Here is a 13,054-nt window from a genome sequence, read left to right as displayed (position 1 = left end):
AATTTTAATTGAAAAGAATTAGAGCTTGGCTGGAAAGATTCTGTTGTATCTAAACCGGAATGTGAAAATCAAAATTTGCGTCTTCATCGGACTCGCATTTCTAGTACTTGCAGGCCCCGCATCAGCAGATACCATTACAGTGAACAACGGTGGGGAAGAGGATTACAAATCAATACAGAAAGCAATAAATAATGCAAATCCAGGAGACATAGTCCTCGTTTATCCCGGCACTTACAAAGAGAATGTTGTCGTCGACAGGGAATTAAGAATCATATCAAAATCCGGAAATCCGGAAGATACCATCGTCCTGGCTGCCACTCAAAAAGAGCATGTTTTCAAAGTTGCTTCGGATAATGTGACAATTAGAGGATTTAAAATAAAAGATGCCTCGGGAATTCCGGGGAACTATAAATATGGGATTTATCTTGACGGGACAAAAAACTGCATAATTGATAACAACTACATCTCAAACAACAGGGAAGGTATTCTTTTAATTGATTCCAGCAACAACACCCTTATTAACAACAAGCTTCCGAAGAACAACGACGCTGGCATTATACTCAGATCTTCGGACCACAACACGGTCAGGAGCAATCATGCGTCAGGCAATATCGCAGGAATTTTAATAATTTATTCTTCCGCCAATAACACGATAGACGGAAATACAGTCTCCGAAAACACAATAGGCATTGAAATCCAGGGAAATAACAACACCATAAGGAACAATACCATACTGGATAATGAGAAATACGGAATAGGCATTGAATCTTCTGCTGACAATGCAATAAGCAATAACACAGTAAACTTGAACAAAAGAAACGGCATCTTGATTGGATTTTCGAAGAACAACACCCTGAAAAACAACACTATAAACTTTAATGGCATGGATGGCATCTTTGTACTTTACTCAAATAATAACACAGTGAACGGCAATAATGCTTCGAATAACGTAAACCACGGGATCGGCCTGATGGACTGTGACTATAATATTCTCAATAACAACTTCGTGAACCGGAATAATGCAAACGGCATTCAGCTCTGGAACGAGGGAACTGAAATTGATGATGATGCTATTTTTGAATGGGGAGGGTCAGGTGACAATATCCTGAGCAACAACACCGCTTCAAATAACACGGCTTACGGCATCTACATCGGCATTTCAAGTGACAACAATACGCTGAAGAATAATTCGATATACTCAAACGGAAAATACGGAATTTTTCTTGCGGAAGCAAGCCGCAATAATGAGCTTGAAGATAATAGTATAGATTCAAACCAGCTGGGAAAGGTTCTGGTCAGTTCCGATGATACTCTTATTGGCTCCAGTGAACTCAGCACACCTGAAGGCAGTTCACAGGAAATGGGGAAAGAGTCGGGGACGCGGTTAAGAGAGATGCCGTTCATCGGTTGCTTTATGACAATAGCCACTGTTGGGATGGCATCAATCATCATGAAAAGAAAACAGGGATAAGAGACCTGATCTGGAAAAACAGGATAAATGGCTATAAGGTATGAGATACCGGGCAACATTTATTACCCGGTCGTTAAAATGCCTTAATCATCAAAACTTCATCCCCATAATTTGAGGTTTCAGCCGTGACTTTCCAGGTCGGGTAATATGTAGTTTGACCGTCATATCCGTAGGGATAAGTGTCAAAACCGTTGAAATAAACAAATTTGACATCAGTGATCCTGATCCTTCCCAGTGAAAACATCGGCAGATTACCCTTCTGAGTGACGAAGTTTCTGTTTCTTACCTGCTGGATTATGTATTTACCGGAGTCATTGAAACCCATTGTTTGGAAACTGGCTATTTGTATGGGCTCCAGATCAGTAGCACTATCGGTTAAGTTAAACCTGCTTTCCGCAATCTCATTATTCGTGACGAGGAAATAGATTTCCCCGGTAGATCTGTTATTATAAGACTCGCTGGAGCTAATAAAACTGACATTCAGGGTGCTTGAGGAAGATTTCCCCTGATACACCGGAAGCTGATTTACAGGTATTGAAGGAATTTCAGTGTCAAGGGTTACTCTTTGATTTGTAAGAGTGTTCCATATCTGTACAGTCCTTCTGTAAGGCGTATCCTCTTTCATGGGAGGATAATAATTAAAAGTCTCATAGAATAGAGGAAGAGCACAGTATAATATTGCCATGCCAATGATGATTGCAATTACACTTTTTGCTTTTTCCTGCATATGTATTAAACCTCCTCAGGCAGATTCAATCCCGGTTGCCATCGGAGATTCCGGGTGGTCGATGAGGTCGATATGCAGTATTTTAGATGAGCCGGGCTCTATTTCTTCGAATATACCGTCTTCATCGACCATACATATCTCAATCTCAGAAAAACTTCCTGCTGAACCAGAGATAAAAATGAGCCTGAGGGGATTCAACGAGTGTATCAGCCGCTCATGATCTTGTTTCCAGTCAATTACAAATATAGTATGAACAGTTTTCCCATTATATTGCTCAGAGGTAACTGCAATATTATACATCAGGTCTTCAAACTCTATGGAACCGCTAAATAGCTCACCGCATACGTAGAAAGTTGCCTTGCTTTGAGGGATTCCTTTAACATACCCCGAATAGCAATATGATTTCCCTCCGTTAAGTCTGGAAATTTCCTCGATTTTTACTTCAAAATCTCTCTCCAATAACCTGAGATTAACATTCCCATTTGCAGCGGTATTCTCGAACTCCTGAACATCTATTGTAACAGTTTCAAACCCATCCCAGTGTCCCTGGAACTCAAGCGAACTATCCTGAATCTCGATCTTCTGAACGATATTGTCTCCAGGGATTCCTGAAAATTCCTTGAAGGAGCTTTCATTAAAAACAATTTCATCAAGCTGCGTTCCAGAATATTCAGAAGTTTTAGCTTTGCTATTGTCATCAGCTAAAACCAGAAATACTGAAAAAGCAGCCAGAGTCAGAAAGGCTGTAAGTACTATTATTGTACTACTTAATTTCATTCGAATCCCCCAACGTGGAGATAATAAATAACAAACACTCCAACCAAGAATAGATCTGCGCTCTTCCTAGAAGAACTTTGTTCTTTTAGTTCATACATTTGTACATTGGCACTATAACGCCAATAAAAGAAATAAAAAAGCTTTGTGACATGAGAAATAAGTATAAAAAGTTAGACTGAAACGATAGAGCATTAAAGAACGTGAAAAAGTTTTGAAGATGAGATTAAAATGGAAAGGTTGACAAAAAAGAAAATGATCAGAATTATCTATGCTTTTTTGCTTTTGATTTATCTTTTTGTCTTTCCTTCTGCTGGTTAAAAACAGAGGGTAAGTGGAGGGCATATGAACCTTCTTCCCTGATTGCCATAACAAGTTCTTTTCGCTCTAAAAGGGAATCCAGATTAAGTTCATAAGAGCCAGGCCCGAGAATCCTTACAGATTCCACCCTCTCTTCCTCAGTTTTGTTTTCATTTTCTGACTGCTGCCCCCTGTCTATTTCTCCAGATGCAAGAGCCTCGTCAATATTCCTGACAGCCTCGTCCAGAGAGGCTTCCAGATCCAATTTTTGTTCTTCCAGAACGAGCCTTCCCTGGTTTTCCAAATCTTCAGGTTCTATTTTCACATAGAGGAACTTATTCCAGCCGCAGCTCGGGCAGCCACTGAGGATTACAGAATCCCCGTCTTCAAAAATGGTTCCGCATCTGGTACATCTATGGGGCATGAGTTCACCGGTAATCAATAATATGAACTTAATTGCTGCAAGTCTTATAACCGTACAGTAAATAGCTTACTTGGGTACATGTCTTAGGTATATGTCTTAAATTTATATTAAATGAGTGACTTAAATGGGTGCCTTAATGAAATATGAGATTTGCTCTTTATACGAGATTGGCACTTATATTAGTATACCTTAAATGGTCTCTTGAATAAATACCTTTAATAAATATGTATATTTGTATTTACAACTTTTTTAGTGGTAGTTATAAACGAAAGATTTGCTTTTGAAAGAGGGTGTTTTGCCCTTACCGGCTGCAAACCGCCTTTTTTCAGTAGAAGGCATAATTCTTAGTTTTCCTGGTATCTACTGTAAGCCATTGATATGCAAATTGATGATACCAAAACTAACTATGCACAAACTAACTATGTACAAACTAACTATGCACAAACAAATAGTAGACCTTTTTATAGAAGTTTCCAGTACTCCTTCCCATCAATAACCTCAGAACTGGTTCTATGGATTCGAACCATTTCTTCCAGAACTTCCGGAAGCCTGCCAGGTTGAGTGATTTCAAAAACTACGGGGTCAAGGGCATGGTTTACGTAGAGGCTGTGTTTAAGATCTTCAAGACTCCAGAGTTTTTTAGGATTTTTTCTCATGCTTTTTGCCAGAATACTTATCATGTCTTCCATAAAATTCCAGGGATAGACAATCCAGGCCCAGTCTTCAAGTCGCTCTCCCACATAATCAGGCTCGATTTTCGAGCTCCCCAGGTATTGTAAGGAAGCGGTTCGGACCTCTTTGGGGTTCCTGCATTCTACATAAACCTTAGCACTGATCATACTTTCCCCGGTATCTACAATGTCATCTACGATAAGCACTTTTTTGCCTTCCATTACATTGTTTGAGAGAGGGTACCGTATATAGGGTTCACCAGTGTCAATAGCTGCAGTCCCGATGTAGTGCTCGATTTTCAGACTGGACAGGTCATCAAGCCCCAGGAAATCACACAGCACACGTCCTGCAAACCAGCCTCCTCTGGCAAGCGCGATAATAACGTCCGGCTCATACCCCGAACTTTTGATTTCTCTTGAAATGTTTCGGCACAGGTTGTAAATGTAATCCCAGTTAGTAAGCACACATCTAAACGATTCTATGTAAAACCCTCCCGGATCCGGAACCCGGTACATTGTAAGGAAATTTACTGTTTAAGGAGCACTTGTTTCCAGGCTCTACCTTCGAGATTATATAATTCAGACCATAGACTTTAAGTTTTCTTATCTTGTTAAAAAAATAGTTCCGAAAAAGACTAAAAAAGAAATGCTTTAAAAACAAATTTAAAAGCCTTGTCTGTTTAACATGACACAGTTAAACTATTATTTTAAAGAAGTCTTTAAATTAAAGATCCTTAAATTAAAGACCTTTAATAATATTTCCGGGAAGAACAGCCTCCTTTTAGAAAACTCCATGAGTTCAGGAGGAGTAAAAAATAAATTCTCCAGTAGAAAAGGGAATCTGGAAAGTGAGACCAATGGATAAAATGCTGATAGAACTGCTCTTTATGTCCCAGAAAAGAAAGGACCTTTTACTCCTTCTAAGAGACGGAGGGAAAACACTAGAAGAGATCGTAGATATTCTTAATGTTACCCCGACAGGAATGCTTCCCCAGATCAAAAAATTAAAGGAGGAGTTTCTGGTTTTGCAGGAGGATAGGGAATACAGGCTCACCCCTCTGGCAGAAGTTCTGGTAGAAAAAATGCAACCCCTGATTGACATTCTTGAGGTTATTGAGGAACATAAGGATTTCTGGCAGGAGCGTGATCTGACTGGTTTGTCTCCAGCCTTTCTTAAGAGGCTTAACGAATTAAAACCTTATTCTCTTGTAAAACCCGATCCCGACAAAATTTTCGAGACTCCTGCAGTGTTTCTGGAAAATATGGAAAAATCAACAAACATACTATCTCTATCTTCGATATTCCATCCGGTATTTCTGGAGACGTTTCTGCGTACTGAGAATAACGATGCTGAAATTACCCTTATAGTAACAAAAAGAATTTATGAAAGGCTAAAAAACGACTTTGAAAAAGAACTAAAACTTTATCTGAACCAGGAAAAGAAGCGACTTTTTGTCTGCGCTGACGAAGTAAAAATAGCCATGCTGACAAAAACCGAACATTTCATGATGGCTGATTTCCTTACATGGAAAGGAGCCTATGATCAGGAGAGTATCATAAGCTTTGAAACTGCTCCTTTGAAATGGGCTGAAGATCTGATTCTCAATTATAAATGTCAGGCTCAGGAGATAAAGGGATAAATTTTGGCAAAAAAGTCATCAAGAGAAAGCTTTATCTCAACATATATTTTTCCGTCTCTACAGGCTAAAAAAGATCCTGATTTTTCTTTATATAGGTCACCGACATTATATCCGGAAGTATTGCAATTTTCGTAATCAAGAACCCTGATACTGAACCCCAGCCTGTACAGGCTGTTTTTCTTCAACAGAGTAGAATGATACTTCGGAGTGCCGTTTAAAAAATGAAAGACCCTCTCGACACTCCAATCCTCCCACTTTATTAGCTTATTATATTCTTCGGGTTTGATTTTTCTGGCTCTTCGTGTTGGAGTGTAAACTGGCTGCTGTTTAATCCCAACACTCCCGTTTTCAAGAGCCTCCATCGTCTCTGAGAACAGTTTAATTCCGGCAGAGACTAACTTTTGACCGGTTTCTTCGAGTTTCTCCCCAGAACTTATAAAGACACGTTCCTGGCAGATGATATCCCCTGTATCTTCTCCCTTATCCACATAGTGAAGGGTTATACCGGGATCAAGTATATAATCATAATATTCCCAGAACAGCGGATTTGGTCCTCTGTACTCCGGAAGGTACGAATAATGAAGGTTAATAGTACCATATAAAGGAATATTGAAGATATTCTCCTTCAACAGGTAAGACATAGAATATATAACGATAAGATCAGGTTCCACACACCGGATCCATTTTTCCAAATTCTTACTGTCCCCTTTTCTGAGATAATAATAAGGGATCTGCAGTTTTCTGGAGAACAGTTCTAAGCTTAAAGGATTTGAGGTAAAAGAATAGTGAATACCTGTAAGAAACCTTCCTGTTGCTCGGAGAAATTTATTTGGTTCGTTTGTTGGGGCACAATCAACAATTCCCACCACTTTGTGTTTCGAGTCTATAACTGATTGTAAAACTTGCGTGATGCCCTGTGTGATAACCACAACCCTCAATCAAATCCCCCCGGAAATTTCATTTGACACCGGAAAAAAGTAAAGCTTGCTAAAGGCACTTTTATTAACTCCTCCTTTAATTCCCACCTTAAGCCAACTCGCACCGTAAGCTGACTACTTAAGCTGACTACTTAAGCTGACTACTTAAGCTGACTACTTAAGCTGACTACTTAAGCCGATTTTAACTATCTATGTTTTGTGGACTCAAATTAAAAGCCTGCCTGAGCCAGTTCCGCATATTATTTTAGATTATTACAAAAACAATTCATCTTAAAGAGAGGAATGTAGTTCATACAATAAAAAATATGAGAAAACTTAATGCTGTAAACCCGGGTGTTTCAATTTCCCTATTTATTAAGATGAAAAAATGAGTGGAGTTCTATAACATTATCTGTTGCTATCGATTATTAGAATCTTTACAGGACTATGTATACTCGAAAAAGTGGCAGGACTATTGCTATTCAAAAGAAAAAAATAAACTTACTGTTAAAGCTGCGAACAGAACTGAAGTTTAAGCAAAGGATAAATCCAAACAGTCTTATCCTTCCATATATAAATTCGAAGAAACAAGAGGGAGATAAATGAAAAGAAGGATAAATAGCAGTTCTATAAAAACTATTAGACTGATTGCAGTCCTGTTCATGATATTTACAGTTGCTCTTTCCGGCTGTGTTGAGGACGAGCAGAATAATACGACGGATAACCAGACAGAAGATCCAACAGACGAGGGTCAGAATACAAGTAATGAAGAATACATATATGGTATGGCAAACGTAGAAAGTATTGAAATTCTGACTCTGGAATCTTTCCCCGTGCAGATAAAAGTGATATCAGAAGGCTACCTGCCTGACGGATGCACAGAGATTGACGAAATAAATACTGAAAGGGAAGGAAATAATTTCAATATCACTATCACTACAAAGCGTCCAAAAGATGCAATGTGTACCCAGGCTATAGAGAACTTTACAACAACGATTCCTCTTGATGTGCAGGGCCTCAGCGCCGGAAACTATACTGTAAACGTTAACGGAGTAACCGGATCATTCGAACTTGCGGTTGATAACACGTTAGATGAATTGCCAGGTCCTGCGCCATCTGGACTACAGGAAATAACAGAATCTGGCAACGGAACGACCATTGGTCTCAAAAAAGGAGAGACTTTTTACCTGAAACTTAAGGAAAACCCGACTACAGGCTATTCCTGGGAACTCAACCTGAGCCAGGGACTCAGTCGGATTTCGGACAAATACTATCCCCCGGAATCTAAAGAAGGCGAAGAGCCTCTTGTTGGGGCCGGAGGGGTTCGTCAGTGGGAAATCAAAGCCGATTCAGAGGGAAACCAGCAGGTAACAGCGGTATATAAAAGACCCTGGGAAAATGAAACTGGCACGGAAGACAAATTTACACTTAATGTCAAAGTGGTCTGAACTGCAGTCTCGCTTTTCATGCCTCTCCCACCTTTTTTTCATTCATGTAAGAGAGCCGGGGCATGAAAAAAAATATTTTATGTAAGATGCAGCCTCTTTTTCCAGCGACCTCACGGGAGTCCCAGAGCTTGTTTTAAGTCTTTGAGACAACTATCGCAGACATGCGACGTGCCTATCTGGGTACACCCAAGTATATTTACATCTTCCTTGTGTTCTATTTCTTCCGGGTTTCCGGAATAGCTTTCGCAATAGACCCCGCATTTTACCTCACAATAGGCTCCGCAAAACAAACATCTGGTCATAATATAATATGGGACTCGGGCTTTCAAATATCTTTCCCGAAAAGCCCCTAAAAGCCCCGAAGAGCTACCAGAGATGAAATTTGAACTAAAACCTGGTAAAGTTGGGTTGAAACCGTAAAGCTTCTAAAACAGAAAAGTGAACTACCCCTCCCTAAAATCTTTGCCTAACGGCTCAGATTTTTGAGGAAGGAGTCTTCCCGCCTGCGGAGATAAATTTTCCAGACTATACGGAAAGACCGGGGGTCAAGCGAAAAGTATATAAGTAATCGTTAGTATGTTCAGGTAGTTGTCTCAGGCAAGATGCCTGACCTATAAAGCCCCGTAGCGGGGTGGGGTAGCCAGGAGATCCCGACGGGCTCATAACCCGTAGACCGATGGTTCGAATCCATCCCCCGCTATCGGAAAACTATCAGATAACTCTTTTCCTGAAGTATATCTTTTTGGTCAAAAAAGCGAAAAGCCCCGTAGCGGGGTGGGGTAGCCAGGAGATCCCGACGGGCTCATAACCCGTAGACCGATGGTTCGAATCCATCCCCCGCTATCAAACAATTTTTTTAGGAATTGGTTTCATTTTTTTGTACATAATAATTTTGCATTAGCTCAGGTTTTGTACCGTACCTCTATTTTTTATATCCGGGCACTCATTAATATCCAGACTAATCAATCCTATCTTGATTAATCAATCCTATCTTGATAAATCAATCCTATCTTATGCGTTCTATCATACCTTTTTAAAGCGTCAAAAACTCAAAGGCTTATTAAGTAAAGATCACTTTCTTATACAGGATTAACAGGATTAAAATAAATTCAAAAAAGATCACCTTTTATATAAGGTAAAAATAAACGCAAGAAAAAGTAACCTTCTTGCACAGGTTAATAAACGGAACTTAAACTATCTTTTTATCCATTCTCAAAATTAAGCAGGACGATTCTCATATGGTAATGGAAAAACTCGGAGACTCCTTACAGGGGGCACTCAAGAAGCTGATCGGCGCAGGGAGAATTGATGAGCGCACGGTCAACGAAGTAGTAAAGGATATTCAGCGGGCTCTGCTCCAGGCCGACGTTAACGTAAAACTTGTCATGGGGATGTCCCAGAGAATCAAAGAACGTGCAATGAAAGAAGAACCTCCTGCGGGTGTGAATCCGAGGGAGCATGTAATCCGCATTGTGTATCAGGAATTGATGGAAATCATCGGGAAGGGAGCGGAGATACAACTCAAACCCCAGACCATCATGATGGTGGGGCTGCAGGGGAGCGGAAAAACCACAAGCGCTGCAAAACTTGCCCGCTATTTCCAGAGAAAAGGGCTCAAAGCAGGTGTTGTTGCCGCAGATACCTTCCGGCCCGGAGCTTACCACCAGCTCAAGACCCTCTGTGAAAAGCTCAATGTTGGTTTTTATGGAGAAGAAGGAAATCCCGATGCTGTTGAGATTACCATACATGGGCTTAAAGCACTTGAAAAATACGATATAAAAATAGTGGACACTGCAGGGCGGCACGCCCTTGAAGCCGACCTGATAGAAGAAATGGAACAGATCCATGCTGTTGCAAAACCCGACCACAAGTTCATGGTCCTGGACGCAGGCATAGGGCAGCAGGCAAGCCAGCAGGCTCATGCTTTCAATAACTCTGTGGGGATCACAGGAGTTATTATCACAAAACTGGACGGAACAGCAAAAGGTGGTGGAGCCCTTTCAGCAGTTTCCGAAACAAAAGCTCCGATTGCTTTCATTGGAGTTGGGGAAACCCCGGAGGACTTTGAAAAGTTCGAAGCTGACAGGTTCATTTCAAGGCTTTTAGGAATGGGAGACCTTAAGAGCCTGATGGAAAAGGCAGAGGAAAGCCTGAGTGAAGAAGACGTAAATGTTGAAGCCCTGATGCAGGGACGCTTCACCCTGAAGGATATGTACAAGCAGCTCGAAGCAATGAATAAGATGGGGCCTCTGAAACAAATCATGTCAATGCTCCCGATGGGCATGGGAGGAATGGGAGGCATGAAGTTATCAGACGAGATGTTCCAGGCTACCAGTGACAAGATGAAAAACTACAAGGTCATCATGGACTCAATGACAGAAGAGGAAATGACAGACCCCAAACTCATAGGTGGTTCAAGGATCAAGAGAATCGCAAGGGGTTCGGGCTGCAGCCCGGAAGATATAAGAGAGCTTCTGAAGTACCACAAAACCATGCAGACGGCTTTGAAAGGCTTTAGAGGCGGGAAATTCAATATTCAGAAAATGATGAAGAAAAAACTCGGGATGTAATAATCCCGGGAATCTTTTCTGTCTTTTTATACTTTAATTATCTTTGAATCTTTTTCTGTGATTCTTAAAACTTGCAGGATTCTTTTAGAAAAACCTGAGTCGGTTAGCACATTCATGAAAAAATTAGAAAACCGTCAGTGCTGACCACATTTCAGTACTGATCACAAACCTCAAAGAAGTTCATCAGTAACTCTTCTCCCTGCCTGGTGTGGGAAACCTCAGGATGCCATTGAACGCCATAAATCGGTTTTGTTGGGTGACGCATGGCTTCAATCTCGCAGACATCTGAGCGGGCAAGATGGATAAAGCCTTCAGGAAGAATAACAACCTCATCGGCATGGGAAGCCCATACAGTTGTTTTTGGGCCAAGTCCCCTGAGGATGTCGTCTTCTTCGAGAACCTCTATTTCAATCTCGGCATACCCGCCTTTTTTCCCTGCGTGGACATGCCCCCCGTAAGCCAGGGCAATTGCCTGGTGCCCAAGGCAGATTCCAAGAATAGGGATATCGATTTCCCGGGCATAGTCAAAACAAAGGCCTGCCCTTTCCATATCCGGCCCTCCGCTCAGGATCAGCCCATCAGGCTCTTCTGCCAGAATATCCTCGATTGGGGTTATATTGGGAATAATTTTTGTATCCATGTCAAGATCCCGGACAGCCCTGTGAATAAGGTGACAAAATTGTCCGTAATTATTTACAACAAGGATTTTTAATTCATTCATAGTGTCTTCCGTTCCTTTTTACAAATATGAAATGATTCTTAGCTCTGAGCTTATTCTCTTCGCCCATGTTATCCTATTTTAGCCCATGTTATCCTATTTTAATTCTTGTATCCTTTTGGCTTTGCTTCAGCTATTTCATACTTTTCAAATCCACAGTTTTCAGACTCATACAGCTACCTCAAAAAGAGAAGATATGCCAGAGCAACTATCGCAGGAATTGAAATAAGGAATAAATATCTAACCATAATAAACTGTCAAATAAGAGAAAACTTTAAGAACTGAACATTCTAGTACATAGATGTACAAAGTAGTTCAATTAGAATTATCTAAATCCATAGTGACTGGAAAACTGGATCAGAATCAGGGCTTGAATAGGTTTAAATATAAGATGTGTGTTAGTATGTGACATACTAGCACGCTAAAAAGAATCAGTTAATAAAAATCAATAAAATTTACAAATGAAGTAAACCAATTCAGAATTTAGGGGAACCACGATGTCAGAAATTGGCAAAAAAATACGCATAGAAAGGCTGATGAATCGGGAGAGCAGAAACATGGTCATCATTCCCATGGATCATGGGCTCTCCGACGGACCTATTGAAGGGCTTATCAACGTTACAGATACAGTTAATAAGGTTGCCGAAGGAGGAGCAAACGCAGTTCTCATGCAGAAAGGCATGGTCAAGTACGGGCATAGAGGATACGGTCATGACATCGGGCTTGTTGTGCATATCAGTGCCTCTTCCGTTCTGAGCCCTGACCCCAACGCCAAGGTGCAGGTATGTACTGTTGAAGAAGTGATAAAGATGGGAGCTGATGCAGTTTCCATGCATATCAACATAGGGTCTGATACAGAAACCGACCAGCTCGAAAAGCTCGGAACAATCTCCAGGGACTGCACAGAATGGGGCATGCCTCTTCTTGCTATGATGTACCCCAGAGGTAAAAAGATCACAAACCCCCACGACCCTGTAAATGTGGCACATGCTGCAAGGATTGGAGCTGAACTGGGAGCTGACGTTGTAAAAACCGTATACACCGGAGATCCTGACAGTTTCAGAGACGTGGTAAGGGGCTGCCCTGTACCTGTAGTAATTGCAGGCGGACCGAAGACCTCAACCGACCTGGAACTTCTTGAAATGATTGACGGGGCAATGGAAGCGGGTGCAAGAGGAGCTGCAATAGGAAGAAATGTATTCCAGCACCGGGACCCTGTCAGGCTGACCAGGGCTATCTGCGAAATCGTACACCATAGAAGGCCTGTGGAAGAAGCCCTGGAGCAGTTAAAGTAAAAAGGATATTAGGAAGCAAAAATCAAGCCCGAAGTAAAAAAATAAAAACAAAAAAAGAAAAATACCGGATTAAAGGCCGGAGTAAAAAACAGATTTATG

Annotated in this window: 13 protein-coding genes and 2 tRNA genes; 8 read left to right on the top strand and 7 right to left on the bottom strand. The window is 41.0% G+C overall.

Annotated features, from left to right (window positions below):
* Positions 1–61: 61 nt before the first annotated feature.
* Positions 62–1,471: a nitrous oxide reductase family maturation protein NosD gene (locus EO98_RS01715; RefSeq protein WP_162197901.1), complete on the top strand. Its 1,410-nt coding sequence runs from the start codon at positions 62–64 to the stop codon at positions 1,469–1,471.
* A gap of 73 nt (positions 1,472–1,544) precedes the next feature.
* On the opposite strand, the gene EO98_RS01710 is transcribed toward EO98_RS01715, so the two are convergent.
* The 4 genes from EO98_RS01710 to EO98_RS01695 form a co-directional block, all read right to left on the bottom strand.
* Positions 1,545–2,198, bottom strand: coding sequence for a hypothetical protein (locus EO98_RS01710; RefSeq protein ID WP_048141783.1), 654 nt, complete (start codon positions 2,196–2,198; stop codon positions 1,545–1,547).
* 15 nt (positions 2,199–2,213) lie between these two features.
* Complete coding sequence (locus EO98_RS01705) at positions 2,214–2,975, bottom strand: hypothetical protein (protein WP_052734551.1); 762 nt, start codon at positions 2,973–2,975, stop codon at positions 2,214–2,216.
* 262 nt (positions 2,976–3,237) lie between these two features.
* Entirely contained in the window at positions 3,238–3,696 is a 459-nt protein-coding gene (locus tag EO98_RS01700; protein WP_048141780.1) for a Zn-ribbon domain-containing protein, read from the bottom strand.
* Positions 3,697–4,157: 461 nt separating this feature from the next.
* A complete protein-coding gene (locus EO98_RS01695; RefSeq protein WP_048141778.1) occupies positions 4,158–4,883 on the bottom strand; it encodes a phosphoribosyltransferase in 726 nt (241 codons plus the stop codon).
* Positions 4,884–5,052: 169 nt separating this feature from the next.
* Between EO98_RS01695 and EO98_RS19005 the strand changes: the two genes are divergently transcribed.
* Positions 5,053–5,232, top strand: a complete 180-nt coding sequence (locus EO98_RS19005; protein ID WP_048141776.1) for a hypothetical protein — start codon at positions 5,053–5,055, stop codon at positions 5,230–5,232.
* Entirely contained in the window at positions 5,225–6,007 is a 783-nt protein-coding gene (locus EO98_RS01685) for a winged helix-turn-helix domain-containing protein (protein WP_048141774.1), read from the top strand. Before EO98_RS19005 ends, EO98_RS01685 begins: the two co-directional genes overlap by 8 nt.
* On the opposite strand, the gene EO98_RS01680 is transcribed toward EO98_RS01685, so the two are convergent.
* Positions 5,989–6,936 carry a formyltransferase family protein gene (locus tag EO98_RS01680; RefSeq protein WP_235283723.1) on the bottom strand — a complete coding sequence of 316 codons (948 nt, stop codon included), beginning with the start codon at positions 6,934–6,936 and terminating at the stop codon, positions 5,989–5,991. The genes EO98_RS01685 and EO98_RS01680 overlap by 19 nt on opposite strands.
* Positions 6,937–7,526: 590 nt before the next feature.
* Between EO98_RS01680 and EO98_RS01675 the strand changes: the two genes are divergently transcribed.
* A complete protein-coding gene (locus tag EO98_RS01675; protein ID WP_048141769.1) occupies positions 7,527–8,372 on the top strand; it encodes a protease inhibitor I42 family protein in 846 nt (281 codons plus the stop codon).
* 110 nt (positions 8,373–8,482) lie between these two features.
* Here EO98_RS01675 and EO98_RS17610 read toward each other — a convergent pair whose 3' ends face one another.
* Positions 8,483–8,674: a hypothetical protein gene (locus EO98_RS17610; RefSeq protein WP_082098431.1), complete on the bottom strand. Its 192-nt coding sequence runs from the start codon at positions 8,672–8,674 to the stop codon at positions 8,483–8,485.
* Positions 8,675–8,997: 323 nt separating this feature from the next.
* On the opposite strand from EO98_RS17610, the gene EO98_RS01670 reads away from it, so the two are divergent.
* The 3 genes from EO98_RS01670 (at position 8,998) to EO98_RS01660 (ending at position 10,942) form a co-directional block, all read left to right on the top strand.
* Positions 8,998–9,072 (top strand) — tRNA-Met (locus EO98_RS01670).
* Between the two features lie 68 nt (positions 9,073–9,140).
* A tRNA-Met gene (locus tag EO98_RS01665) sits at positions 9,141–9,215 on the top strand.
* A gap of 395 nt (positions 9,216–9,610) precedes the next feature.
* Positions 9,611–10,942 carry a signal recognition particle protein Srp54 gene (locus EO98_RS01660; protein WP_048141767.1) on the top strand — a complete coding sequence of 444 codons (1,332 nt, stop codon included), beginning with the start codon at positions 9,611–9,613 and terminating at the stop codon, positions 10,940–10,942.
* 151 nt (positions 10,943–11,093) lie between these two features.
* On the opposite strand, the gene EO98_RS01655 is transcribed toward EO98_RS01660, so the two are convergent.
* A complete protein-coding gene (locus tag EO98_RS01655; protein WP_048141765.1) occupies positions 11,094–11,663 on the bottom strand; it encodes a GMP synthase subunit A in 570 nt (189 codons plus the stop codon).
* A gap of 494 nt (positions 11,664–12,157) precedes the next feature.
* Between EO98_RS01655 and EO98_RS01650 the strand changes: the two genes are divergently transcribed.
* Positions 12,158–12,955, top strand: coding sequence for a 2-amino-3,7-dideoxy-D-threo-hept-6-ulosonate synthase (locus tag EO98_RS01650; RefSeq protein WP_048132274.1), 798 nt, complete (start codon positions 12,158–12,160; stop codon positions 12,953–12,955).
* The last annotated feature ends 99 nt before the right edge of the window (positions 12,956–13,054 follow it).

The organism is Methanosarcina sp. 2.H.T.1A.6 (assembly GCF_000979455.1).
Lineage (GTDB): Archaea > Halobacteriota > Methanosarcinia > Methanosarcinales > Methanosarcinaceae > Methanosarcina.
Note: the sequence above shows the minus strand (reverse complement) of the source record. Positions and strands in the feature narration are given on the sequence as shown.

Bases quoted from the DNA above. Each gene is read 5' to 3' on its own strand.
- EO98_RS01685 (WP_048141774.1), top strand. From the start codon at position 5,225: ATGGATAAAATGCTGATAGAACTGCTCTTTATGTCCCAGAAAAGAAAG.
- EO98_RS01695 (WP_048141778.1), bottom strand. From the start codon at position 4,883: ATGTACCGGGTTCCGGATCCGGGAGGGTTTTACATAGAATCGTTTAGA.
- EO98_RS01675 (WP_048141769.1), top strand. From the start codon at position 7,527: ATGAAAAGAAGGATAAATAGCAGTTCTATAAAAACTATTAGACTGATT.
- EO98_RS19005 (WP_048141776.1), top strand. From the start codon at position 5,053: ATGACACAGTTAAACTATTATTTTAAAGAAGTCTTTAAATTAAAGATC.
- EO98_RS01705 (WP_052734551.1), bottom strand. From the start codon at position 2,975: ATGAAATTAAGTAGTACAATAATAGTACTTACAGCCTTTCTGACTCTG.
- EO98_RS01655 (WP_048141765.1), bottom strand. From the start codon at position 11,663: ATGAATGAATTAAAAATCCTTGTTGTAAATAATTACGGACAATTTTGT.
- EO98_RS17610 (WP_082098431.1), bottom strand. From the start codon at position 8,674: ATGACCAGATGTTTGTTTTGCGGAGCCTATTGTGAGGTAAAATGCGGG.
- EO98_RS01700 (WP_048141780.1), bottom strand. From the start codon at position 3,696: ATGCCCCATAGATGTACCAGATGCGGAACCATTTTTGAAGACGGGGAT.
- EO98_RS01650 (WP_048132274.1), top strand. From the start codon at position 12,158: ATGTCAGAAATTGGCAAAAAAATACGCATAGAAAGGCTGATGAATCGG.
- EO98_RS01710 (WP_048141783.1), bottom strand. From the start codon at position 2,198: ATGCAGGAAAAAGCAAAAAGTGTAATTGCAATCATCATTGGCATGGCA.
- EO98_RS01660 (WP_048141767.1), top strand. From the start codon at position 9,611: ATGGTAATGGAAAAACTCGGAGACTCCTTACAGGGGGCACTCAAGAAG.